Below are 25,064 nucleotides of genomic sequence, written 5' to 3'. Positions count from 1 at the left end.
CGGAAGCTCATGTATACGAAAGGCTCGGTGCGTTGGCATGACGGGTGCTCATGTATACGAAAGACTCGGTGCGTTGGCATGACGGAAGCTCATGTATACGAAAGGCTCGGTGCGTTGGCATGACGGGTGTTCATGTATACGAAAGGCGCGATGCGTTGGCATGACGGAAGCTCATGTATATCCCAGTCACTTTTCGTAAAATTTCTCCCACACCAAAACTGAAAAAACTTATTAAAAAGTATATAATAGAAGAAAATCTCTTGCTGGAGCTGATAATAATGGATGCGAAACAATTAGTTAGTCAATATAAAGATGATTTAATCAAGGATTTGATGGGGCTGCTCTCAATTGACAGTGTAAAAAGTGATGCAGTTAAGGACGCGCCTGTCGGTGAAGGGCCGAAACAAGCCCTCGAATATATGATTAATCTCGGAGCACAAGAAGGACTGCCGACGAAAGTTGTAGATAATCTTGCCGGTCATATTGAATTTGGTCAAGGGGAGAAATTGTTCGGTGTTCTCGGGCATGTGGATGTAGTGCCGCCGGGCAAAGGGTGGACGTCGGAACCATTCGAACCGGTCCTTGCCAATAATGAAATTACCGCGCGAGGTGTACAAGACGATAAAGGGCCGACAATGGCTGCTTATTACGCCTTAAAAATTTTACATAACGAAGGGTATAAATTTAATCAGCGTGTCCGCCTGATTGTCGGCACGGATGAAGAGTCTGACTGGCAGTGTACAGAAGCTTATTTTAAAAGCGAAGAAATGCCGGATGCAGGATTTTCGCCCGACGCTGCTTTCCCGGTTATTCACGGAGAAAAAGGAATTACTTCGTTTAATATCGTGCAGACGAATCTCGATGATGAATATGTCGACAGCGATATTGAATTAAAAGCATTTATATCCGGTGAGCGTTACAACATGGTGCCGGAGTCTGCGGAAGCGAAACTAAAAGTTCTGACACAAATGAGCTCAATTATTCAAGCTTACGAAGGGTTTATCCGGAAAACAGGAAATACCGGGAAATACGAAATTGACGGCGGCTTCTTAAAACTTGAACTGTCCGGCAAAAGTGCACACGGTTCGACACCGGAAGAGGGTGTGAACGCCGGTACCGAGCTGCTTAAGTTTCTTGTGGAAATTGAGCTCGATACAAATGGCAGACAGTTTGTCAATTTTGCAGAAAAATACATCATCGGCAATTTAAGCGGAGAACAGTTCGACATGGCGCATCATCACGAAGAGATGGGAAATGTCAGTGTAAATACAGGTATGATCAACTATACGGAAGTTGACGGCGGTATTTTCGGGGTGAACTTAAGATATCCGGCTGGTCTTGATTTTGATCAGGGCATTGAAAATTTGGAAGAAACGATAAAAGAAACAGGTTTTACAATTGAAGATATCAGTGACCAGAAACCCCATTATGTCGATAAGAATGACCCGCTTGTTTTAAAATTGCTGGAAAGCTATCAGAAGCACACCGGTGATGACAGTGAAGCATTTACTATCGGCGGAGGAACCTATGCGCGTACCCTTGAAAGGGGTGTCGCTTTCGGTGCAATGTTCAGCGATACTATTGATACGATGCACCAGAAAGATGAGCGTATGAATATCGATGAACTGCTGCTGGCAACAGCGATTTATCTGGAAGCTTTATATAATACGTGTGTGGCTAAACCTTGATTTTAATACTTCAATTTACACATTAAATGAATATCTTCTGCTTAATGGACAGGCAATAATAACAGATATTTTTGAAGAATCAAACATCGGGTATACAGTATATGTAAGAATGAAATCCTCTATTCCCAGAAGGCGTAAAACCTGTTATACTAACATTTGCTTCTTTGCTCGGGGAACGGGTCCGATTCAGGCAGCCGAGTAAAAAAATGAGCGTTAAAATCAGTACATCATTCAGTTAACTTTAAACAACATTTTGTTTAGTGTATAATAATTTATCTGAACAACATCACAGTTGCTATGTACTAACATTCAGTTGGCAAAAGTATTACATCTTTTGTCCTTGAAATAAAACATTAAACCCGATAAAATTTTAAACACGAACTAAATTTGCGCTATCTAATTAAATATTATAGCGCAAATTTTTATTTGAACGATGAAACGAGGTGTAAGAATTGGATCATTTCTATCAACTCGGCTGGCAATTAGATCCTTTAGGAGGCCCATCCGGTGAAGCTTATAAAGCTGAGCAGGACGGCCGCAAATTATTCCTGAAAAGAAACGCCAGCCCTTTCCTAGCGGCGTTATCCGCAGAAGGCATCGTCCCGAAACTCGTTTGGACAAAACGGATCGAGACGGGCGAAGTGGTAACAGCACAGCATTGGAAAAATGGCCGGGAGTTGACACGTGAAGATATGGGAGGGCTGCGGGTAGCAGCGCTGATGAGTAAAATACACACATCAGAACCGCTTCTCACGATGTTAAAACGTCTCGGCATGAAACCGATGCTGCCGGAAATTTTACTTAACAAAATACAGTCATCGTTATCTCCGAAAGTTAACGCCCATCACGTCGTTAGAAATGCTATCCAATACCTCGAGAACGCAGTGCCGGAAATTGAGGTTGCAGATTGCAGAGTGTGCCACGGTGATGTAAACCATCACAACTGGCTGCTTTCTGATACGGACGAGCTCTTTTTAGTCGACTGGGAAGGTGCAATGATTGCAGACCCGGCCATCGACCTCGGAATGATCTTATATCCGTATGTTGAACACAGCGAGTGGGACAGCTGGCTCAGAGACTACGGAGTAGAACTCGATAACGACCTCCGCTCCCGCATGAAGTGGTATACTTTTGTACAGGCAATTACGATGATTCAATGGTATGAAGACCGGAAACGATTTACTGAAATGAACGAATGGATATTATTCCTGTCGAAAGTTATGGACAAGGACCGTCTTATTTAATAATTGAGAGTAGTGAATATTTTTGAGAATGCGCAATAAGCCCTGGGCGATTGATTATCTGGAATCAAATGACCAGCTTGTGGATGTTAACAATAATTACAGTAAAAAAATAAAAGAGTTTTTCAGTAAGGATCAGCCGCTTCATATCGAAGTCGGTACAGGCATGGGGACTTTTATTACGACGCTTGCACAGAATAATCCCGATATTAATTACGTCGGGATTGAAATAGACAAGAACGTTATGATCCGCGTAACGGAAAAGGTAGTAGATCTCGGGTTAGAAAATGTAAGACTCGTGCTTCTGGATGCCAACAAACTGATGGATTACTTTAATGAAAACGAAGTCGATAAAGTCTATCTGAACTTTTCCGATCCATGGCCGAAGAACCGTCATGCAAAGAGAAGGCTGACACACAGCAATTTTTTATCGAGTTATAAACAGCTGTTAAAAGAAAACACAATTGTGGAATTTAAAACGGATAACAGAGGACTGTTCGAATTCAGCCTGATATCGATGAATACATACGGCATGAAATTCGAAAATCTGAACCTCGATGTTCACGCTGATGAACCCGAAACGAATATCCGTACTGAATATGAAGAAAAATTCTCGCAGCGCGGTCATAAAATATATTGGATTCAGGCATCTTTCTAAGGGAAGGTGCTTTTTTATATTCGTGTATTATCCCTTAAACAATGTTAAAATGTAAGGATACAAAACATTTAGAGTGGAGGAATATAATGACACAGTTCGATTTCAATAAAACTACGTCAAGAGAAGGTACATACAGTGTTCAGTACGACGGCACCGAAGCTTTATTCGGAGCGACAGGACTCGAACCTTTCTGGATTGCGGACATGGATATAGAAACACCCGAAGTCATCAGAGATGCGATTAAAAGACGTGTCGACAACGGGATATTCGGTTATACGATGTGGCAGAACGAGCGTTTTTACGAACCGATAAAACACTGGTGGAAAACGCGCTTTAATATTTCTTTAAACGAAGATGATATTCACTATGCTGCTTCGGTATTATATACTGTCGGGGAAGTGATGAGGCAGACGACAAACGAAGGAGACGGGGTTATCTTAACGACGCCATCCTACAACTCATTCCCGAATTTAATTAAAGGGAATGACCGTAAAATAGTGGAGACACCTCTGATTTACGATGAGAGTAAAAAGGAATACTTTTTAAATACAGAAGAGTTTAAGAATCTGTGCGCGCGTGAAGATGTAACTTTATATATTCACTGCAACCCGCACAATCCGACCGGCAAAGTCTGGTCAAAAGAAGAGCTGTCTGAAATTAAGAAAATCTGCCAGGAAAACAAGGTATATTTAATCAGCGATGAAATTCATATGGATTTTGTCCGTCCGAAAGAGGATTTTGTGTCGATGGTATCGCTGCTTGAAGAAAATGATTCCGTGCTCGTAACGACCGGACTCGGGAAGTCATTTAACCTGGCGAGTATTCCGCACTCTTATTTTATTACAAAAGACAGAAATATTACGGCTGATATTACTACTGCAATGGGGAGCAGATATAATGTCAACACAGCTTCCAGTCTCGCACTCGCGGCGATAGAGGCTGCTTATACGGAATGCGGGGAATGGATTGACCAGCTGAACGATCATGTGGCAGAGAACTTCCAGCTGATCAGCGACTATATCGACGAGCATCTGTCCGAATATTTATCATTTGATATTCCGAAGGCAACTTATCTCGGCTGGATCAGTTTTGAAAAATCCGGCCTGGATGCATCAGAGGTCCACAGAGCTCTTGTGGAAGTCGGCGGAATTGCTGTGTCTCCGGGCAAACTGTATCTGGACGATGAGAACAAACATTTCAGATTCAATGTTGCTTCGAGCAGGACACGTATAGAAGACGGTCTTGACCGCATCAGAAAAACATTTGAACATTTAAGCAAATAAAAAAATCATGGGGATTACTGAACAGTAATCTCCATGATTTCAGCTGTGTAAGGATCTGCTAAAAAGTTATATTTCACCGTATTTTCATCATTGCCGACATGCAGCACACCGCTTACGGTGTTTGTATTTAAACCAAAACGGTTTTGGCCGTCTGCCTGGTAGTCGAGTGAAATGAATGAAATGTCTTCAAATTGAAGGTGCAGGTTATCGACAATTTTCTTCGTATCGACTCTGCGGTGCAGTAATAACCATACTAATAGCGGAATAACCGTTACAGCCAATAATGTAAATACAATCAAATTACGCTTCATATGTACATCCTCCTTATGAAGTAGTTTAACACAGAATATTAAATAATTAACAATTAAAAGGGGTATTTTCATGGAACTGTCGAAAAAAACATTGGAAAGAATGAAGGCTTTAACAGAATTGCACGGTGCTCCCGGATTTGAAGATAAAGTACGTGAATACATGAGAGCTGAACTGTCGGAATATGCTGATGAAATTATTCAGGATGGCCTCGGCGGTATTTTTGCAGTCAAAAAGAGCAAAAATAAAAATGCTCCGAAAGTTCTTGTCGCAGCTCATATGGACGAGGTCGGTTTTATGGTCACTGAACTGACGGACAACGGCTTCCTTAAATTTACGCCGCTTGGGGGCTGGCCGACTGATGTTTTATTAAGTCAGCGGTTTTCAGTACGCACAGCATCGGATGAAGAAATTACAGGCGTTATCGGCAGCGTGCCGGTTCACTTCAGAAGAGGTGAAAACAAGGAGACTAAAATCGAAGACATGCTTCTCGATGTGGGTGCGGACTCAAAAGAGGAACTGCTTGAAATGGGGATCAATCTCGGTGATTCTATCGTGCCGAAAGTCGATTTTCAGGTTCTTAAAAATGACAAAAAATTACTTGCCAAAGCTTGGGACAACAGATATGGCTGCCTGATTGCGATTGAAACGCTCGAGTCGCTTAAAGATACTGAGCTCGACTGCGATTTGTATATTGGAGCAAATGTTCAGGAAGAAGTTGGACTCCGCGGAGCGAAAGCCAGCGCTAATATGATTAAGCCCGATATTGCTTTCGTTGTTGACTGTTCACCGGCCAACGATATGATGGGCAAAAAAGACGATCTTGGCAAGATAGGAGAGGGAACTCTGCTTCGTCTGTTTGACCGCACTATGATTCTTTCTCCTAAAATGCGGGAGTTTCTGCTCGATACAGCCAAAGCTTCGGATGTTAAGTATCAGTATTATCACTCACCGGGCGGAACGGATGCCGGCAGCATTCATGTCTCAGGGAACGGAGTGCCGTCAGCTGTAGTCGGTATTTGTTCACGCTATATTCACACGGCGAACTCCATTATTAACTATGAGGATTATTTGCATGCACATAATTTATTAACTTCACTGATTAAAAACGTCAATAATGAAACTGCAGACAGAATCCGGGGATAAGCTATGAAAAACATACTGCACCGCTGGTTTATAGAAGCGATGAGTTTTATGGCACTCGGCTTATTCGGCACTTTAATCATCGGTCTGATTATTAATACTGCGGCATCTTATATCCCGTTTTTAAGCAGCCTGTCGGTAATCGGCGATACAGCACAGAGCTTAACAGGCGCTGCAATCGGTGTTGCCATTGCTTACGGCTTGAAGTCTCCCCCGCTCGTTATTTTCTCGGTGCTCGCTGTCAGCCAGCACGCTTATGATCTAGGCGGGGCGGCTGCGAGTTTTATCGTAAGTTTAATAATTATTGAAGCGGCGAGACTTTATCAGCAGAAAACGAAACTCGATATAATCGTGACACCGCTGTTTACTTTAATTGCCGGTTTTCTGATCGCCGGTTTAATCGGCGAAGCAGTAGGCGGTGTAATGACGGGACTTGGCGATATTATCGTCTTTGCGACTGATCAGCAGCCGTTTATGATGGGCATTCTTGTAAGTGTCGTCTTCGGCATCACGCTGACAGCGCCGCTGTCGAGTGCGGCACTTGCTCTCATGCTCGACTTAAGCGGTGTAGCCGCCGGTGCAGCAGTTATCGGCTGCTGCTGCCATATGGTCGGACTCGCTGCGATGAGCTACAAAGATAACGGCGTGTCCGGTGTCATTTCAATCGGTGTCGGTACATCGATGCTGCAGGTGCCGAATATACTGAGAAATCCTTTCATTATTATGCCGCCGGTTATCGCAAGTGCAATTATTGCACCGATTATGACTGTCTTTTTTCCGATGGAAAATAATGCAGCCGGCGCCGGCATGGGAACGAGCGGCTTCGTCGGCCAGATTATGGCAGTAGAAACGATGGGGCTGTCGATGTCCACTGTGATGCTGATTCTGGTATTTCATATCGTTTTACCTCTAATTGTAACTCTGATATTCTATAAACTGTTTAGCTTTTACGGGTTTATTAAACAGGGCGATCAAATTATTAGTCTAGGTAAATAACACAGGAGGTAAATCATGAATATTTATAAATTGCGTGATCTGATTATTGAAAGAATCACGGCAAAAAGAAATGATGTTTCACATAAATTCAACCGCGAAAAGGAAGAACTGCGCGTTGAGCGTACTGATAACGGCCAGGGAATTACAATTGCTTTATCAAAAGCACTGAATAAAGCGAAGAATGATGATAAAATTATAGATGAACTTGTTTATTATATCGATGAATCTTTGACGCGTATGGGCGAAGAGAAAATCGATGCGGAGACAGCGGCGATTTACCCCGTTGTCCGTGCAACGAGTTTCCCCGATAAAACTAAAGGCGGCGAGCCGTTTATCATTACACCGCATACGAATGAAACGAATATTTATTACGCGGTTGATTTTGATAAGAGCTACCGTTTAATCGACGAGGCACTGCTTGATTCTCTCGGTATGTCGAAAGAAGATATGAAAGTGCTCGCGGAAAACAATTTAAAAAATCTGCCGGTTGAAATTAAAAAACAGACAGTTCAGGACAATGATTTTTACTTCATTAATCATAATGACGGCTACGATTCGTCGCGTATTTTAAATACGGACTTCCTGCATGAAATGCTGGAAAAAACAGAAGGCGAAATGCTGGTCGGCCTGCCGCATCAGGATGTGCTGATTATAGCGGACTGTAAAAATAACGTCGGCTACGATATTATGGCACAGATGATGATGCAGTACTTTGCAGAAGGACTGACACCGATAACATCTCTGTCGTTTTCATACGACGGAACTAAGCTGCAGCCTGTATTTATATTAGGCAAGCAGAGAAATTACAATAACAAAAACAAATAGCGAAGAAAGTAGTGAATGATGTGAGACTCACATACAATGAAAACGTTGGAGATGTATTATTTGTAACATTAAGAAAGACGGAGAATGTCTCATATGAACACCATGGCGATATTACTCTGATTAAAGACGGCGATGAAGTCATCGGCCTGAATATTTTCAAGGCAGCGGATAACCTGTCACTTGAAAATGCGGACATCAGCGACTATGAAACAATGGTGCCTCGTATTAACGAACTCCTTCAGAAGAACGGCCTTGAAACAATTGAGTTCGATCTGACACCGAAGTTTATCGTCGGCAAAGTAATCGAAAAAGAAGCGCATCCGGATGCGGATAAACTGAACGTAACAAAAGTGGATGTCGGCACAGAAGTGCTGCAGATTGTCTGCGGCGCGCCGAACGTTGATACGGAGCAGAAGGTTGTCGTAGCAAGAGTCGGTGCTGTAATGCCCGGCGGTTTATATATTAAGCCTTCCACTCTCCGGGGTGTGGATTCAAACGGGATGATTTGTTCTAAGAAGGAACTTAACTTAAAAGATGACGGGGTAAAAGGTATCTATGTTTTAGACGGCAGTTACAGCGTCGGCCAGCCGTTCCCGGTCGGATAAAGGTGAGATTAAATGACGAGAAGAAAAAGACGAGAATTTAATAAGGAACGCCACGACAGAGAAGAGAGTAAAGAAGCATTCAAGTTTCCTCTTGATATCGGGAGTCCGGACGATGCGGATAACGAACCTGAAACTCCATTATATTCACCGCCTGCCTATGTCAGACGGCCGCAGCAGGAAACGAAATACAGCACGTCAAGACCGTCGGTAAAACGGCCGACGAGAATGACGATTTCTAAAGCGCGTCAGGTTCCATCGTCAGTTTACGGCTTAAAAAAGCCGGAACGGCCCGAACGGGATGAGCGTGAAATTTACCTGGAAAAATTTAAAAATTATAATTCTGTCATTGTCGATAAAATTGTGCAGGAACGTACCGAACGTGAAAAAAGGAAAGATAAACAGAAGATAAAAGAGCAGCAGCGCCGTACGGAGCTTGCTGCGCTTAAAAAGAAACGCGACTCAGAAAGAGCAGGCGGCGCAAAGTCCAGGCAAAAAGCGCCAGCGAGAGAAAAGCAGCATGATACACTGAGTGTACTCGGTTCAAAACAGAACAAGCTGCGCGAAAAACAGCAGGCGGCAAACGGCAAACGAATCGGCCCGAATGCAACACAGCCGGGTATAAGCATGCTCGGAAGCGCCCAGGCAGCTGATTATAAAGAACCGGACAAAGCGCTGGCAGAAAAAATTGACGAAGCATTTGTTAAACTGAATGTGGAAGGCCGTGTCATCAGCTATACTTCAAACGGTATTATCGGCCGCTATGAAGTGAAGCTGAACCGTGCCTTTAGAGTCAGTAATATACCGCGTCTGAATGCAGCTTTGAAAGAAGAACTCAGCCTTAATGAACTGCGTATTATGAGCCCGCTGATTGGCACGTCCAACATTGGTCTCGAAGTTCCGCTTGAAAATCCGCGTCCGATTACTTTCCGCACGCTTTTTGAAGCGAGCAGTCTAAAGCTTCGTAAAAGTGATTACAAATTTGCAGTCGGTAAAACGGTTGACGATAAAATTTTCAGCTATGAATTATCAAAAGCAGGACATATTTTAATTTACGGCAATCAGCCGAATTACGATACGAATGTAATCGACAATATACTGCTGTCGCTGTTAATGAACCACAATTCGAATGATTTAAAAATTGCAATCGCAGCTGAAGATGACAAATATGATGACTATCTCGACGTGCCGCATTCATACAGCAGCAGAGTTTCACCGACAGACAAAGAAGCACTGAAAATGTTTCTGCACGAGCTGAATGAACGCAGTGTGGCGTTCAGAAGGGCACATGTCAGAAATATTCAGAGTTATAACAGCCGCGTGAAATTCGAGTCGAGAAAAGCAACCCTGGTAATTATTATCGATGATCTTGCTGCCTTATTGCAGAATAAAAATCCGGATGCAGTACGCGCGCTGATACAAATTTTAAAACAGGGAAAACCTCTCGGCATTCATGTCATTGCAAATCATATGGATACAAAAACCGATATCCGCTACGAACTTTTGCAGCTGCTGCAGACCAAGATTGCCTTTTACGATCCGGATAATAACGCAGTCAGCGGCACAGATGAACTGACACAGGGCAATGATGCACTTGCTGTCATTCCTACTTCCAACAAACCGAACCGGATATCAATCGGCACGGTGAACAAAACAGTAAAACAGAGTGTATTTGATCATATAAAATATAATAATCGATGAAAGATTGGTGTAATCGTGAAGAAATATCATTTTATCGGAATAAAGGGTGCGGGAATGAGCGCACTTGCTCAGGTTCTCTATGACATAGGTCATGAAGTGCAGGGTTCTGATATTGAAAACGAAGTATTTACAGAGGGTCCATTGCGTAAAAAGGGAATAAAAATATTGCCTTTTTCCGAAGATAATATCGTCGAAGGCATGACATATATTGCAGGAAATGCATTTAAAGATGACCATCCTGAAATAAAAAAAGCTTATGAAATGGGCTTTGAAGTCATCCGCTATCATGTGTTTTTAGCAGACTTTATGAGCAGCTATATTTCAATCGGCGTTACCGGTTCGCACGGTAAGACATCGACGACAGGTCTTCTTTCGCACGTGATGAACGGAGATGTAGAAACGACGTATCTGATTGGTGACGGCACGGGATTTGGCCTGCCGGACAGTAAGTATTTTACTTTTGAATCATGTGAATATAAACGTCACTTCCTGAGCTACTATCCCGACTATGCAATCATTACAAACATAGATTTTGATCACCCTGATTACTTTAATGATATTTCAGATGTAGTGGACGCATTTAAGGAAATGGCATCGCAGGTGAAGAAATGTGTTATTGCTTACGGCAATGACCCGTATATCGGACAAATTAAAGAACACGTGAAGGATATGCTGACCTACGGTATTGAGAGCGGTGATGATATCATTGCGAAGAATATTAAAGTGACTGAATCCGGCACTGTTTTTGATGTGGAAATTAAAGGTGTTCATTATGATACATTTAAAATTCCGATGTTCGGTGATCACCTCGTCTTAAACTCGCTGGCAGTAATCGGAGTCTCTTATCTCGAAGACCTGGATATCGACTTGATTAAAGAATCATTTTTAAATTATAAAGGTGTAAAACGCCGTTTTTCTGAAACTAAACTTCATAATATGGTAATTGTTGACGATTATGCCCATCACCCAAAAGAAATCGATGCAACACTTGAGACAGCACGTAAAAAATATCCGGATCGTGAAATTATCTCGGTTTTCCAGCCGCATACCTTTTCGCGCACGGAAAAATTCCTGCAGGAATTTGCCGATGTACTGTCAACGTCCGATAAAGCCTATATAGTTGATATCTTTGGCTCAGCTCGTGAAACTGCCGGCAATTTATCGAGCAAGGATCTGGTCGATTTAATACCCGGGGCAGAGCTGCTGACGGAAGCCGACCTCGAACGTCTCGATAAACATGCAGACGGCGTTATTATATTTATGGGTGCAGGAGATATCCAGAAATATGAAAAACGCTTCACTGAACTGCTCTCTTAAAATAACGAAGAGATATATAAAATAAATGTTTATATCATTGTGAATTAGGTTATGATAATTAAGAATACAGAAAAGAAATATTGGAGGCGTTAGAATGGATTGGCAAATAGTTTTATATATTGCCGCGGGTATTGCCGCGATTGCATTTTTAGTACTGTGTATCGCAATTGCAGTTGTACTGTTCTCGGTTAAGAAAAACCTGGACCACGTAGCCAGCACCTTAGATGGACTGGATGGTCAGATTCAGGGAATTACACGCGAGTCAACAGACCTTCTGCACAAATCGAATCGTTTAGTTGAAGATATTCAAGGCAAGTCTGAAAAACTTAATGCTGTAGTGGATGCAGTGCAGGGTGTCGGTTATTCTGTAACCAACTTAAATGATTCTGTCGACCGTGTTACGAATTCAATTACACATAACATTTCTCAAAATGAAGAGAAAATTTCACAGGTTGTACAATGGTCAAACGTTGCTATGGAAATTGCGGATAAATGGCAAATAAGACAGCAGCAGCGCAACAGAGCTTACAATAAAGTGAATGTGGACGGGCAGTCAGAGAATTTATAAGTCTCAATGATTGATCCTGTTTGGAGGTTAAATCATGGAAACGTATAATAGAGACAGACACGTAAAAGGTGTCGAGAGCTACGATGCGCAAGTAGAAACATCGACCGGCCGCGATTTTACGGTAGGTCTCGCATTGGGATTATTCGTCGGCGTTGTCGGCGGTCTGTTTATCGCTCCTAAATCGGGAGATGCTTTAAGAGATGACATTAAGAAGCTCCAGGATTCTGTAGTCAATGAACAGAATGACGGACCTTCAATCTCTGAAAAGCTCGATGAGAAAGTCAGTGATGTTAAACAGATGGTTAAAGACAAGAAAGCTGAAATGGACGAAAAATCGAGAGTTAAGAAACTCGATGACTCAGCAGTCCAGCTTCAGCAGCAGGCAATCCAGGAGGAAGTCGCAGACAGTAATCTGAAGCGGCCGAACGTGGTTGATATGTCGAAATACGCGGAGAAATCCGTTGCAAAGCCCAAAAAATCGGATAAATAATTCAGTCACTCCATGTGACTGAATTTTTTTGTTATAATATTGTTACATATACGGTACCAAAGAAGCCAAAAATTTGGTATTATTGATTAAAACGTTTACATTTTCACATTAGACTCGGAGGGATATTATGACAGTTACTATATATGATGTGGCTAGAGAAGCAAAAGTCTCCATGGCAACAGTTTCTAGAGTCTTAAATGGTAATCCAAACGTCAAACCTGAAACAAGAAAAAAAGTTAAAGATGTTATAGATAGATTGAACTATCGCCCGAATGCGGTGGCAAGAGGACTTGCAAGCAAGAAAACGACGACAGTCGGCGTGATTATTCCGGATATTTCAGATCTTTATTATTCAGCGCTGGCGCGGGGCCTTGAAGACATCGCAGAAATGTATAATTATCAAATTATTATTACGAACACAGATCAGGATCCTAAGAAAGAACGCAATGCCTTTTTAAACCTGGTCAGCAAACAGGTTGACGGCATTATTTTCCTCGGCGGGAAACTGAACAGCGATGTGCTTCAGGATATTGAAACTTCAAGAGTGCCTGTAGTGATTTGCGGATCAGGTGAGGAAGATAATGACATTCCGAACGTTAATATTAATTACTATGAAGCAGCAAAAGAAGTTGCAGGGAAGCTCATCGCTGACGGCACTAAAAATATCTGTTTTGTTACAGCAGGATACTCCCGTTATCAGGAATCACGTATGATTTCAGGCATGAAAGAAGCATATGAAGAAGCGGGATTCAACGGCGACGATTATTTGATGACAGAAGATGCCGGAGATTACGAAAAAGGTAAAGAAATCTTCGGCAAACTGCTCGATAATGAACGCGATGCAGTCATTGTTATCAGTGACGAAGCAGCGATAGGTATACTGCACGGCGGGCATGAACATGGAGTTGCAATGCCTCAGCGTCTGCAGATTATCAGCTGTTCAAATACGCGTCTGGTAACGATGGTGAGACCGAAAATTTCGAGTGTCGCAGTACCATTATATGACCTTGGCGCAGTAGGCATGAGACTGCTGACAAAACTGATGAATGAAGAAGAAGTCGATACTACATCAGTCGAACTGCCTTACAGTATCGATTACCGTACGACCACAAGATAATGAACAAAGAAGAAACCGGAGGACCTCTTGATGAGAAGAGAGCCTCCGGTTTTTTGTTTTGTATGTACTTTGTTAAATCGACAACGTTCATGGGATGAGCTGTATGAACGTTGTTAAATCGACAACGTCCATGGAAAGAGCTGTATGAACTTTGTTAAATCGACAACGTCCATGGAAAGAGCTGCAAGTACTTTATTAAATTGACAACGTACATAGGGAGAGCTGCATGTACTTTGTTAAATCGACAACGTCCATAGAAATTGCTGCAAGTACTTTGTTAAATCGACAACGTCCATGGAAAGAGCTGTATGTACTTTATTAAAGTGACAAGGTTCATGGGATGAGCTCAAAGTACTTTATTAAATCGACAACGTACATAGGGAGAGCTGCATGTACTTTGTTAAATCGACAACGTACATAGAAAAAGCTGCATAGACTTTGTGAAAACAACAACGTCCATACAGCTCAAAAACACACCTCAAAATTCACAACCTACCGCATCTTAATGAACTTACCATAAAAAGATAAACACCCGCTCACTGTTCCAGATACATCATAAGCCGGTCGAGCGTACTCTTATTTTTCTCAGCAATCTCAACACGGCGCGGAATATCTGTAAAATCTTCCAGTGTGTCTTCCCACAGCACAGGGAAGTCCACTTGACATTTTTCCTTGTATTTATCGATAAATTTCTCCGGCAGCGGTCCTGACGGAGCATCGATATCTTTCATGGCCAGCCATACCTGGCTCCACATCCGGGGGACAACCTGCCAGATATTGTAACCGCCGCCGCCAACCGCAATCCACTTGCCGTCAGTATACTTATCTGCGAGCCCGCGAACGAAACGCGGTATTTCCTCATATGATCTGGAAGTCAAAGCTAAATGAGTCATCGGGTCCCGGAAGTGCGCATCTACGCCGTTCTGGCTCAGAATAATGTCGGGTTCAAAAGTCTGGATTGCCTGTTCAATACTTGTTTTAAAGACTTCGAGAAATGACTCATCTTCAGTGAATGCATCGATGGGCAGATTCATCGTGAAACCGAAGCCTTCTTCTGTACCGCGTTCAGTAGCACTGCCTGTTCCGGGGAATAAATATCTGCCGGTTTCATGAATCGAATATGTCACAATATCGCTCCGGTTGTAGAAGGTCCACTGCACACCGTCACCGTGATGGGCGTCTGTATCGACATACATCACTTTTTTGCCGTATTTCTGGGCGAGGTATTCACACGCAATCGCAGTATCATTATAGACACAGAAGCCGTTTGCCTTGCCGCTGAATCCGTGATGCAGTCCTCCGGCTAGGCTCAAGGCCTTATCGGTCTGTCCGGTCATTACCAGATCGACAGCTGTCAGCGTGGCACCAACGAGCGCCGCACACTTTTCATGCATATCTTTAAAGCTCGGTGTATCTTCCGAATCCAGACCGTACTTCGCCAATTCTTCTTTCGACAGTTCGCCGTGTCCCGCTGCCCGCACCGCTTCGATATAATCACGGGAGTGGACGAGAGCGAGTTCCTCGTCTGTTGCTTTACGCGGTTTAATAATATCCTCATCAGTTAAAAATCCGGCATCCGTTAATAAGTCCGTCGTTAATTTTAAGCGCATCTGATTAAAAGGATGAGTATCGTTAAACCGGTATTTAAGCAGTTCATCGGTATAAACATACAAGGGTTTCATTACGACATCTCGCTTGGATCCAGTACATTAAATCCGGATTCTTTTAATTTTTCTATAGCAATTAACGGATTCATTGCATCGATGCGCAGTACGATAATTTTGTGATCTTTTTTATCTGCATTCGGATAAATTGAAATGCTGACGATTTTAATATTCAGGTCTTTGAATACTTTTCCGATATCAAATATGACTCCCATGCGGTCCTTAATATCAATTTCGATAATAGAACCGGGCTCTTTAATGCCTGTCAGCTCGAGGAAAGTATTAAGCATGTCTTTCTGGGTAACGATACCTACGATTTCTGCCCCGCGCATTACTGGAATTGCTCCAATCGCATAATGATAAAAATCTTTAGCGATTTCTTCGACGAAGTCGAGCGGATGGCAGGTGGTGACCTGCTGGCGCATAATCTTATTCAATTCGAGATCGAGCGATAAATCAGCATCCTTATTTGTAATGGATGGCAAGGCGAGATTCACATCTTTATCGGAAATAATACCTGCCAGACGGTTATTGTCATCCACAATCGGTATATGCCGGATTGACAGGCGGCTCATCAGGTTCATCGCTTCGTGTATCGTATCGTTGATGTGGAGTGTCTCCACGGGAGAAGTCATAATTCTTTCTACTAGCATTTATCATCGCACCTCTCGTTAAATTAAAAAGCGGTTTTTAAAACGGATTTCATCAAATTGCTGCATTTGTCTGTCATTAATATTTTTACCTATACGCGCCATCAGTGTGTTAGCCGGGTGACCTGTAATTTCAGGATCATTTGTCTGGAATACTTCGTAGCCCGCCCGCTGCATCAGACGGATCATAAGATTTTTGTACTCGTAGACATCGAGGCCGCTGTTTTTTAAGTCCCAGTGCCAGTAATATTCTGTCGTAATGATAATATAATTTTCGATAAAATCATCGTAAGTGGACAGTTCCAGCATCTTGCCGGCAAGACCGAGTCCCCGGCAGGGCAGGGCGACTTCGACTGCGCCGAGCTCCATAATGAAAGAATGATTCCCATCTGACCAGCGCTCGAGCGGGTCGGGGTGAAGAAATATAATATAGCCGACAATATGCTTATTTATATGACTGACGATAATTCTGCCTTCCGGAAGTTCCGCAATTTCCACGAGCGCCTGAAACTGTTCATCCGGACGTCTGAACGCGGTTAAATTATCGTCAAATGTATACGTTCTTAAAGTGTCGCTGTCAACAGGGCCTTCAATAATGACCATGTCAGATTCTGTTTTAGTTTCCATTTTAAAATAGTGTTTTTGATGCCTCAATGGAACACCCCTTTTAAAAGTAATTAAATGTTATGAAAAAACAAATTCATTATCATTATATATTATCGGCTATTCATACTAAAGTGAAAGCGGTTTTATTTAATAAAAATAAAGAAAATAAAAGAAATCAGGCGTTTTCATAGAATTCTGAACTATCTTTCAATATAATGGCTATATGAAAGCGAAATCATAAATACAAACAAGGGGTGTCGTTAAGGATGAAAGTAGAACTTTACGAAGCAACAGATCAACATGCGAACATGCCGAATTACGAAGCGGCAAAAGAAAATTTCTCATGGGAAGAGATTGAAAAAGAATTTTCATGGTACGAAACAGGAAAAGTAAATATGGCTTATGAAGCTATTGATAAACATGTGGACGAAGGATATGGAGATAAGATTGCGCTTCACTATAAGCTGAATGATGATATTCAGTCGTTTACTTTTAAAGAAATGAAAGAGAATTCAAATAAAGCAGCTAACATTTTAAAAGATGCCGGAGTGAAAAAGGGAGACCGCGTATTTATCTTTATGGCACGGTCACCAGAATTATATTTTGCACTGCTCGGCGCTTTAAAAATCGGTGCTGTAGTCGGACCGCTGTTTGAAGCGTTTATGGAGAAAGCGGTCAAAGACAGACTTGAAAACAGTGAAGCATCAACTATTATTACAACGACGGAATTGCTGCCGAGAATTCCCGTTGATGACTTGCCTGATTTAAAAAATATTATCGTTGCAGGTGACGATGCAGAACATCAGTACACTAATTTTAATAAAGAAATGGAAAAAGCATCGAAAGAGTTTGATATTGAGTGGCTGGATAAGGAAGACGGTCTGATTTTACATTATACAAGCGGATCAACAGGGCAGCCGAAAGGTGTACTCCACGCACAGTACGCCATGGTGCAGCAGTATATTTCAGGTAAATACGTGCTCGACTTAAAAGAAGATGATGTCTACTGGTGTACAGCCGACCCGGGCTGGGTAACAGGTACTTCCTACGGAATATTTGCTCCATGGCTGAACCGGACGACTAATGTTATTGTCGGCGGCAGATTCTCTGCAGAATCATGGTACAGTGCTCTCGAACAGCTGAAAGTAACTGTCTGGTACAGTGCACCGACAGCATTCAGAATGCTGATGGGCAGCAGTGACAATGTAGTAGAGAAATATGATTTATCGTCACTGAGACACATACTGTCAGTCGGAGAACCTTTAAACCCTGAAGTTGTTAAATGGGGGATGGAAGTATTTAACCTCCGTATTCACGATACTTGGTGGATGACTGAAACAGGTGCGCATATGATTGTTAATTTCCCTTCTGTGGATATTAAGGGCGGCTCGATGGGTAAACCGCTGCCTGGAATTAAAGCGACCATTGTCGATGACCAGGGCAATGAGCTGCCGCCAAACCGTATGGGGAACCTCGCTCTGAAAGCAGGGTGGCCGGCGATGATGCGTGAAATTTGGAAAAACAAACCGAAGTATGATTCTTACTTTATCGGTGACTGGTATATTTCGGGAGACTCTGCCTACCGTGATGAAGACGGCTACTTCTGGTTCCAGGGACGTGTCGACGATGTCATTATGACCGCGGGCGAGCGTGTCGGTCCATTTGAAATTGAGTCCAAACTTGTCGAACATGAAGCAGTGCAGGAAGCGGGGGTTATCGGTAAGCCGGATCCTGTCAGAGGAGAAATTGTGAAGGCGTTTATCGCGCTTAGAAGCGGTTATGAGCCCACTGACGATTTAAAAGAAGAAATCCGTGTATTCGTAAAAAACGGTCTCGCAGCGCATGCGGCACCGAAAGAAATAGAATTTAAAGACAGTCTGCCGAAAACGCGCAGCGGTAAAATTATGAGACGGGTGCTTAAAGCATGGGAACTCGATTTACCGGCAGGCGACCTGTCATCGATGGACGATGATTAAATTAACAAATTATAAGAAAATTTAAATAGTAATCGAAAAGTAGGCCGTTTACAATGGCCTGCTTTCATTTTTTATGTCATAATGAATAAGAGTTGTGAAATCGTTTTACAACGCAAATTATACTTAGGAGCTGAGAAGATGGCACATTTGACTGACCAAGAAATTGCGTCAAAAGCCTCAATACAACCAATTCAGGAAATTGCTGAAAAAGCAGGAATTCCTGAAGACGCATTAGAAATGTATGGTAAATATAAGGCAAAAGTAGACATCAACCAACTGGAAGGAAACAAGGAAGATTCTAAGATAGTTCTTGTATCCGCGATGAACCCGACACCTGCAGGTGAAGGTAAATCAACAGTAACTGTAGGATTAAGTGATGCTTTTAATAAAATCGGTAAAAAGGTAATGGTTGCTTTACGCGAACCTTCCCTCGGACCTGTAATGGGTGTTAAGGGCGGAGCAACAGGCGGAGGCCATGCACAAGTATTGCCGATGGAAGAAATCAACTTACACTTTAACGGTGATCTACACGCAATTACTGCAGCAAATAACGCACTGAGTGCATTTATTGATAACCATATTCACCAGGGCAATGCATTAAACGTTGATCCGCGCCGTGTAACCTGGAAGCGTGTTATCGACATGAATGACCGTGCGCTTCGTCAAGTTGTTGTCGGTTTGGGCGGACCTACTAGAGGGGTTCCGCGCGAAGATGGATTTGATATTACAGTTGCAAGTGAAATCATGGCTGTCTTATGTTTATCAAACGACATCATCGATCTTAAAGAAAAATTAGCTAAAATTGTATTCGGTTATACTTACGACAAAAAACCAGTAACAGTTGGAGAGCTTGAAGTTGAAGGTGCTTTGGCACTTCTTCTTAAAGAAGCGATTAAACCTAACCTGGTACAGACTATGGAAGGCACACCTGCCTTAATTCACGGCGGTCCATTCGCTAACATCGCTCACGGCTGTAACTCAATTATTGCAACAAACACAGCAAGACAGCTTGCTGATATCGTTGTAACAGAGTGCGGATTCGGTTCTGACCTCGGCGGTGAGAAATTCATGGATATTAAAGCACGCATGGGCGGCTTTAAGCCGGATGCTATCGTTTTAGTTGCAACAATCCGTGCACTTAAGATGAACGGCGGCGTCGCTAAAGCTGACTTAGGCGAAGCTAATGTTGACGCACTTAAAGAGGGTGTTGTGAACTTAGGCAAACACATCGAAAACGCTCGTAAATTCGGCGTTGAGCCGGTAATTGCTTTAAACGACTTTGTAACTGACACTGATGAAGAAAGAAACTTCGTTCTTGACTGGTGTAAAGAACAGGGCGTACGCGTTGCCTTAACACAAGTATGGGAAAAAGGCGGAGAAGGCGGCGTTGACTTAGCTAACGAAGTATTAGCAGCAGTTGAAGCTGGAAACGACTTCCACCACCTGTATGAAGATGAACTGCCAATCGCTGACAAGATTGAAAAAATTGTTACAGAAGTATACGGCGGAGACGGTGTTATCTTAACGGATAAAGCTAAAAAACAAATTGCTGATATCGAAGCTAACGGCTGGGGCAACTTCCCGGTATGTATGGCTAAGACTCAGTACTCTTTATCAGACGACCCTAAAAAACTTGGACGTCCGACAGGTTTCAATGTAACTGTCCGTGAAGTTATCGCCAAAGCAGGTGCAGGATTTGTTGTAGCACTGACAGGTGATATCATGACTATGCCTGGACTTCCTAAAGTACCATCAGCTGTGAAGATGGACGTAAATGCTGACGGATCTTCAACTGGATTATTCTAAAACTGAATTAAAATGATAAAAGCCCAAAATCTTCGAATTTTGGGCTTTTTGTGTTTGGTTTTGGGATGTTAGATGTTTGAATGACAGCGCCGCTCATATCTCAACTAAAACACCTATCTGCACAAAAAACACCTCCACATGTGGAGGTGTTCCTGGTAAATTAATCATCGTCATCGTCGTCATCATCATCAGATGAGGAACTTGAACTACTTGAGCTGCTCGATGATCTGCCGCCGACTGTATATCTGTCGTCATAAGTCCGCGTGACACGTCCTCTTAAGTCACTGTTAGAAAGACTGCTGTCAATCGCTGCGCCCATACGGGACTGGATTGCAGGGTCGCTTAGCGAACTCTTATCTGAGAACTGTGTATCTTCTGCGATTAATCCTGTAATAGCTCTATCCATGCTGCTTGAGCAGTCATCTTCAAGTTCCATAGTCAGGGCACAGAATTCTTCTTCTCTGACTGACGAAGGCTGCTGGAATTCTTCGTATGCACCAAGCTGTTCCGGTGCAACGTTTGTTAAGGCCTGCGCCATATTTCTCCAATTATACAGATGGTAGTACTGCTCAGCATCCGTACTGTAAACTTGAGGAATATTCCGGTCATAGCCCATCCAGATACCAAGTGTTACTTTCGGGTTAAATCCGATCATCCATGAATCGACGAATTGTTCAGATGTACCGGTTTTCGCTGACCAGTCATATACACCCTGTACTGATTCATAATAATCTTTAATGTGATAAACTGAACCGGTCACAAACGATTCTTTAAGCATATCAGCCATTAAGAACGATGTTGAATCTTTGAATACTCTTGTCGGATCCTGCTGCTGTTCGTAGATTACTTCACCGCTCGGATTTGTAATAGATTCAATCATATAGCTCTCCGTCATTTCACCTTCGTTGCCGAAGACAGAAAATGCATCGACGTTTTCTACAACTGATACATCATTAGTACCCAGCGGCAGTGAAGTCGTACTGAGCAGTTCATCAGACACGTTCAGATTCATCTGTTCTAAATACTGTCCCGGATTATGATTTTGAACTTCGGACCATAAGCGGAGCGTACTTAAGTTGTACGAGTTGCTGAGTGCGTGTTTTGCTGATACGAGACCATATTCTTCAGTAGAATAGTTTTTTGGTTCATAGCCGTTAAAATTGAACTCTTTATCCAGCAGTACCGTATCCGGAACTATCAGTCCCTGATCGATAGCGGGAGCATAAGTGCTCAGAGGTTTCATAGTTGAACCTGCCTGGCGTTCTGTCTGAGTTGCATGGTTGATTTCAGATTCTTCGTAATCACGTCCGCCGACAAAACCGAGTATTTTTCCGGTAGCATTGTCTTTTAAGACCATGCCGACTTCGTGGTCGAGCATAGTTTCCTCTTCGCCTTCAGTTGCGTTCAGTGCATCAAGGCTGCTGCGCTCTCCGTAGTAGCTGAAGCTGTTATCTTTCGTTTCCTGCATCGTGTCGTAAATTGTCTTATCGATTGTCGTTTCAATCTGGTAACCTTCATTACGCATTGCTTCGTTCGCTTTCTGCGTATATTCCTGATTGATTAACGGCGTTGAATCGACATCTTCACGGCTGATGCCTTCTTCTTCTGCGAGAATATATTTAATAATCTCGACACCGCGGCGTTCTACTTCATCTGTTAAGAACGGATAATTCTGATTTGGTACGACAACACTTGAAGCCATATTTTCATATATATCAATCGAGAGCGCCTGATCGTATTCTTCCTGTGTAATCGCGCCTTCAGTCAGCATTCTTGAAAGTACAAATTCCTGGCGATTTTTACCCGCTGCAAGTAATTCTTCTTCTTTCATAGAACCGTCCTGGTTAAATGGTGTATATGCGTAAGGGTTTTGAGGCAGTCCTGCTAAAAATGCACTTTCAGCAATGTTCAGTTCTGCTGCAGGCTTGCCGAAAACACCCTGTGCGGCAGATTCAATACCTGCGATATTTTGTCCGTTGGCATTACGGCCAAACGATACTGCGTTTAAGTATGCTTCCATAATTTCTTCTTTGGACATTATATTTTCTACCCGGAATGCAAGCAGTAATTCTGCTGCTTTACGGTCGAATGTCGGATCGTTGGTCAGCATCTGATTTTTAACCAGCTGCTGTGTAATCGTACTTCCGCCCGAACTTTCTTCGCCGCCTGCAACCTGCTGCAGTGATGCGCGGAGAAATGCTTTAGGTACGACACCGTTATGTTCGTAAAAGTGTTCATCCTCAGTAGAAATTAATGCATTTGTGACGTTCTCAGAGATGTCATCATAATCGACGGTTTCTCGGATCAGGTCGGATCTCAAGGTTCCGAGCTCTTCGCCGGAGCCGAATGTTACAGTCGTACTTTCAGTCATTTCGGTAAGGTCAGTTAAAATTTCTTCTTCAGCCAGCACATCCTCATCCGAGACGAGTGCTGCGAAGTAGCCGAGACCGATGCTGAAAAGGAATATTCCGAGCAGGGTGAATGCTAATAGTAAAAATAAAACTACATTCCATATAGTGTCATATGCTGTAAAAAATGACACCCTGAGCGGGGAACCTGCTTTTTTAAAGCGGGCGACTGTATTATGATACTTGTCCTTCGCAGTTGCTCCATGAACTTTGTCTTTCTTTTTGTCAGGATCTTTACGCGAGAACATCTTTTTTATATTATCAATAAAGTCATTTTTCTTTTCCATGCCTACCTCCTGTTAAAAAGATTATATCATATGTTCTTCTTACACTCATAGTGATAAAAGCCCGTGTAAACATATTGTAAATCAACCCTGTAATCGTATCTCAAAACTGTTGAATGTCAAATGAAAAGTACGCAAAAAGGAATGCAAACTTGACTTTTAATTATACTGCTAATATACTTAGATAAAATTTAATGAATAATTTGAACGATGAGAGAAGTAGTATTTTTATTTGATTCAGAGAGCCGGCGGGTGGTGCGAGCAGGTGATGATAATTTTACGAATACACTCATTGTAAAAGTTCAAATCGTAATAGAAAACGTAAATTCTAATTTAGAGATAAATTGTTTGGTGGTACCGTGTAAAGCACCCATACTGTATAAGTATGGGTGCTTTTTTTATTCATTAAAATAACATTATTGGAGGAAATTATGACTACATTATTGGAAGATTTGCAATACCGCGGCATTGTATATCAGATGACTGACGAAGAAGAAATTAATGACATGCTCGAACAGGAGAGAATTTCCCTGTACTGCGGGGCGGATCCGACAGCGGACAGCCTGCATATCGGTCACTTAGTACCGTTTTTAACATTGCGCAGATTCCAGCAGTACGGTCATCGTCCGGTAGTTTTAATCGGCGGCGGAACAGGAATGATTGGCGATCCCTCATTTAAAGCAGATGAGCGTAAATTGCTGACAGAAGACGAAGTGGATGCGAACGTCGAAGCGATTAAACGCCAGATGGAAAACATTTTTGATTTCAGCGATGAGAATGCGGCAGTACTTGTTAATAATAAAGACTGGCTCAAAGATATCAGCCTGATTTCATTTTTACGCGATTACGGCAAGCATGTCGGCTTGAACTACATGCTGTCAAAAGATGCGATTCAATCCCGTCTTGAAACAGGAATTTCTTACACTGAATTTACGTACACTATTTTACAGGCAATCGATTACGGGCATCTAAATAAAAATTTCGATGTCAGAATTCAAATCGGCGGCTCTGACCAGTGGGGGAATATTACAAGCGGCCTTGAGTTAATGCGCAGAATGTACGGTACAACGAACGCTGAAGGTTTAACAATTCCGCTGATCACAAAAGCGGACGGCAAGAAATTCGGCAAGACTGAATCAGGCAATATCTGGCTCGACAGAAAACGTACTTCACCTTATGAGTTCTACCAGTTCTGGCTGAATCAGAGTGATGAAGATGTTATCAAATTCCTTAAATTATTTACTTTCGTTGAACGTGAAGAAATTGAAGAGCTTGCCGTTTCAGTTGCAGAAGAGCCGCATTTAAGAAAAGCCCAGAAGCGCCTTGCAGATGAAATCACTGAATTCATCCACGGCAGCGAAGGACTGGAAGAAGCTAAAAAAGTAACGGAAGCTTTATTCAGCGGCGACATTAAATCACTTGATGCTGCACAGATCAAAGACGCATTGAAAGATGCACCGTCAGCAGAAGTTGATGCCGAAGATAATACTCTTGTCAACGTGCTTGTCAACGCACAAGTTTCCCCGTCAAGACGCCAGGCAAGGGAAGATATTACGAATGGCGCGATTTATATCAATGGCGAGAGAATGCAGGACGTCAACCACAAAATTACTGAAGAAGATAAAATTAACGGTGACTTCACCGTCTTCCGCCGCGGCAAGAAAAAATACACTATTGTTAATTATAAATAGGTTAGTAAATCAGCAGCAGAAGCTCATTAATTCTGCTGCTG

Annotated in this window: 21 protein-coding genes; 16 read left to right on the top strand and 5 right to left on the bottom strand. The window is 42.6% G+C overall.

Annotated features, from left to right (window positions below; genetic code table 11):
* Positions 1-278 precede the first annotated feature (278 nt).
* The 4 genes from pepV (at position 279) to IR135_RS07480 (ending at position 4,870) form a co-directional block, all read left to right on the top strand.
* The gene (gene pepV / locus IR135_RS07495; protein WP_135098204.1) at positions 279-1,688 is read left to right on the top strand and encodes a dipeptidase PepV; all 1,410 of its coding nucleotides are present in this window, start codon (positions 279-281) and stop codon (positions 1,686-1,688) included.
* 452 nt (positions 1,689-2,140) lie between these two features.
* Positions 2,141-2,932, top strand: coding sequence for a phosphotransferase family protein (locus IR135_RS07490; protein WP_115884081.1), 792 nt, complete (start codon positions 2,141-2,143; stop codon positions 2,930-2,932).
* A 22-nt stretch (positions 2,933-2,954) separates the two neighbouring features.
* Positions 2,955-3,587: a tRNA (guanosine(46)-N7)-methyltransferase TrmB gene (trmB, locus tag IR135_RS07485; protein WP_135098202.1), complete on the top strand. Its 633-nt coding sequence runs from the start codon at positions 2,955-2,957 to the stop codon at positions 3,585-3,587.
* A gap of 86 nt (positions 3,588-3,673) precedes the next feature.
* Positions 3,674-4,870: a MalY/PatB family protein gene (locus IR135_RS07480; RefSeq protein ID WP_135098200.1), complete on the top strand. Its 1,197-nt coding sequence runs from the start codon at positions 3,674-3,676 to the stop codon at positions 4,868-4,870.
* A 14-nt stretch (positions 4,871-4,884) separates the two neighbouring features.
* Here IR135_RS07480 and IR135_RS07475 read toward each other — a convergent pair whose 3' ends face one another.
* Positions 4,885-5,181, bottom strand: coding sequence for a hypothetical protein (locus tag IR135_RS07475; protein WP_115884084.1), 297 nt, complete (start codon positions 5,179-5,181; stop codon positions 4,885-4,887).
* A gap of 70 nt (positions 5,182-5,251) precedes the next feature.
* Between IR135_RS07475 and IR135_RS07470 the strand changes: the two genes are divergently transcribed.
* From IR135_RS07470 to ccpA, 9 genes are all read left to right on the top strand, one after another.
* Positions 5,252-6,325, top strand: coding sequence for a M42 family metallopeptidase (locus tag IR135_RS07470; protein ID WP_135098198.1), 1,074 nt, complete (start codon positions 5,252-5,254; stop codon positions 6,323-6,325).
* 3 nt (positions 6,326-6,328) lie between these two features.
* Positions 6,329-7,318: a PTS transporter subunit IIC gene (locus IR135_RS07465; RefSeq protein WP_115884086.1), complete on the top strand. Its 990-nt coding sequence runs from the start codon at positions 6,329-6,331 to the stop codon at positions 7,316-7,318.
* A 15-nt stretch (positions 7,319-7,333) separates the two neighbouring features.
* Positions 7,334-8,143, top strand: a complete 810-nt coding sequence (locus IR135_RS07460) for a DUF1444 family protein (RefSeq protein WP_135098196.1) — start codon at positions 7,334-7,336, stop codon at positions 8,141-8,143.
* A 20-nt stretch (positions 8,144-8,163) separates the two neighbouring features.
* Positions 8,164-8,748, top strand: coding sequence for a YtpR family tRNA-binding protein (gene ytpR, locus IR135_RS07455; protein WP_135098194.1), 585 nt, complete (start codon positions 8,164-8,166; stop codon positions 8,746-8,748).
* 12 nt (positions 8,749-8,760) lie between these two features.
* Entirely contained in the window at positions 8,761-10,446 is a 1,686-nt protein-coding gene (locus tag IR135_RS07450; protein WP_135098192.1) for a DNA translocase FtsK, read from the top strand.
* Between the two features lie 15 nt (positions 10,447-10,461).
* Positions 10,462-11,763 (top strand): UDP-N-acetylmuramate--L-alanine ligase, encoded by a 1,302-nt coding sequence (gene murC, locus IR135_RS07445; protein ID WP_135098190.1) that lies wholly within the window; start codon positions 10,462-10,464, stop codon positions 11,761-11,763.
* A gap of 94 nt (positions 11,764-11,857) precedes the next feature.
* Complete coding sequence (locus IR135_RS07440) at positions 11,858-12,331, top strand: DUF948 domain-containing protein (protein WP_135098188.1); 474 nt, start codon at positions 11,858-11,860, stop codon at positions 12,329-12,331.
* Between the two features lie 34 nt (positions 12,332-12,365).
* On the top strand, positions 12,366-12,821 hold the full coding sequence (locus IR135_RS07435) for a YtxH domain-containing protein (protein ID WP_115884091.1): 456 nt from the start codon (positions 12,366-12,368) through the stop codon (positions 12,819-12,821).
* Positions 12,822-12,948: 127 nt separating this feature from the next.
* Positions 12,949-13,938 carry a catabolite control protein A gene (gene ccpA, locus IR135_RS07430; protein ID WP_135098185.1) on the top strand — a complete coding sequence of 330 codons (990 nt, stop codon included), beginning with the start codon at positions 12,949-12,951 and terminating at the stop codon, positions 13,936-13,938.
* A 536-nt stretch (positions 13,939-14,474) separates the two neighbouring features.
* On the opposite strand, the gene IR135_RS07425 is transcribed toward ccpA, so the two are convergent.
* Genes IR135_RS07425 through IR135_RS07415 form a run of 3 tightly spaced genes read right to left on the bottom strand, consistent with a single transcriptional unit; the run spans position 14,475 to position 16,906 of the window.
* Positions 14,475-15,620, bottom strand: a complete 1,146-nt coding sequence (locus IR135_RS07425) for an acetoin utilization protein AcuC (protein ID WP_135098183.1) — start codon at positions 15,618-15,620, stop codon at positions 14,475-14,477.
* Positions 15,620-16,255 (bottom strand): CBS and ACT domain-containing protein, encoded by a 636-nt coding sequence (locus tag IR135_RS07420; protein ID WP_135098181.1) that lies wholly within the window; start codon positions 16,253-16,255, stop codon positions 15,620-15,622. Before IR135_RS07420 ends, IR135_RS07425 begins: the two co-directional genes overlap by 1 nt.
* An 18-nt stretch (positions 16,256-16,273) precedes the next feature.
* On the bottom strand, positions 16,274-16,906 hold the full coding sequence (locus tag IR135_RS07415) for an N-acetyltransferase (RefSeq protein ID WP_415708139.1): 633 nt from the start codon (positions 16,904-16,906) through the stop codon (positions 16,274-16,276).
* Positions 16,907-17,124: 218 nt separating this feature from the next.
* On the opposite strand from IR135_RS07415, the gene acsA reads away from it, so the two are divergent.
* Together acsA and IR135_RS07405 are read left to right on the top strand one after the other, a co-directional pair.
* The gene (gene acsA / locus IR135_RS07410; protein WP_135098179.1) at positions 17,125-18,834 is read left to right on the top strand and encodes an acetate--CoA ligase; all 1,710 of its coding nucleotides are present in this window, start codon (positions 17,125-17,127) and stop codon (positions 18,832-18,834) included.
* A gap of 138 nt (positions 18,835-18,972) precedes the next feature.
* Positions 18,973-20,640: a formate--tetrahydrofolate ligase gene (locus tag IR135_RS07405; RefSeq protein ID WP_135098177.1), complete on the top strand. Its 1,668-nt coding sequence runs from the start codon at positions 18,973-18,975 to the stop codon at positions 20,638-20,640.
* Positions 20,641-20,800: 160 nt separating this feature from the next.
* Here the strand turns inward: IR135_RS07405 and IR135_RS07400 are convergent, their stop codons facing one another.
* Entirely contained in the window at positions 20,801-23,335 is a 2,535-nt protein-coding gene (locus IR135_RS07400; RefSeq protein ID WP_135098175.1) for a transglycosylase domain-containing protein, read from the bottom strand.
* A gap of 425 nt (positions 23,336-23,760) precedes the next feature.
* Here IR135_RS07400 and tyrS point away from each other — a divergent pair, with 425 nt between their 5' ends.
* A complete protein-coding gene (tyrS, locus tag IR135_RS07395) occupies positions 23,761-25,023 on the top strand; it encodes a tyrosine--tRNA ligase (protein WP_318272316.1) in 1,263 nt (420 codons plus the stop codon).
* Positions 25,024-25,064: the final 41 nt, after the last annotated feature.

Origin of the sequence: Jeotgalicoccus nanhaiensis (genome assembly GCF_015235105.1) — a bacterium.
Lineage (GTDB): Bacteria > Bacillota > Bacilli > Staphylococcales > Salinicoccaceae > Jeotgalicoccus > Jeotgalicoccus nanhaiensis.
This window is presented reverse-complemented; position numbering and strand designations above follow the sequence as displayed.

What these genes read in the sequence shown, in the direction of transcription:
- IR135_RS07465 (WP_115884086.1), top strand. Translation starts at nt 6,329, where the DNA reads ATGAAAAACATACTGCACCGCTGGTTTATAGAAGCGATGAGTTTTATG.
- ccpA (WP_135098185.1), top strand. Translation starts at nt 12,949, where the DNA reads ATGACAGTTACTATATATGATGTGGCTAGAGAAGCAAAAGTCTCCATG.
- IR135_RS07435 (WP_115884091.1), top strand. Translation starts at nt 12,366, where the DNA reads ATGGAAACGTATAATAGAGACAGACACGTAAAAGGTGTCGAGAGCTAC.
- IR135_RS07440 (WP_135098188.1), top strand. Translation starts at nt 11,858, where the DNA reads ATGGATTGGCAAATAGTTTTATATATTGCCGCGGGTATTGCCGCGATT.
- IR135_RS07470 (WP_135098198.1), top strand. Translation starts at nt 5,252, where the DNA reads ATGGAACTGTCGAAAAAAACATTGGAAAGAATGAAGGCTTTAACAGAA.
- acsA (WP_135098179.1), top strand. Translation starts at nt 17,125, where the DNA reads ATGAAAGTAGAACTTTACGAAGCAACAGATCAACATGCGAACATGCCG.
- IR135_RS07460 (WP_135098196.1), top strand. Translation starts at nt 7,334, where the DNA reads ATGAATATTTATAAATTGCGTGATCTGATTATTGAAAGAATCACGGCA.
- IR135_RS07475 (WP_115884084.1), bottom strand. Translation starts at nt 5,181, where the DNA reads ATGAAGCGTAATTTGATTGTATTTACATTATTGGCTGTAACGGTTATT.
- IR135_RS07425 (WP_135098183.1), bottom strand. Translation starts at nt 15,620, where the DNA reads ATGAAACCCTTGTATGTTTATACCGATGAACTGCTTAAATACCGGTTT.
- IR135_RS07420 (WP_135098181.1), bottom strand. Translation starts at nt 16,255, where the DNA reads ATGCTAGTAGAAAGAATTATGACTTCTCCCGTGGAGACACTCCACATC.
- pepV (WP_135098204.1), top strand. Translation starts at nt 279, where the DNA reads ATGGATGCGAAACAATTAGTTAGTCAATATAAAGATGATTTAATCAAG.
- IR135_RS07400 (WP_135098175.1), bottom strand. Translation starts at nt 23,335, where the DNA reads ATGGAAAAGAAAAATGACTTTATTGATAATATAAAAAAGATGTTCTCG.
- IR135_RS07405 (WP_135098177.1), top strand. Translation starts at nt 18,973, where the DNA reads ATGGCACATTTGACTGACCAAGAAATTGCGTCAAAAGCCTCAATACAA.
- IR135_RS07480 (WP_135098200.1), top strand. Translation starts at nt 3,674, where the DNA reads ATGACACAGTTCGATTTCAATAAAACTACGTCAAGAGAAGGTACATAC.
- IR135_RS07450 (WP_135098192.1), top strand. Translation starts at nt 8,761, where the DNA reads ATGACGAGAAGAAAAAGACGAGAATTTAATAAGGAACGCCACGACAGA.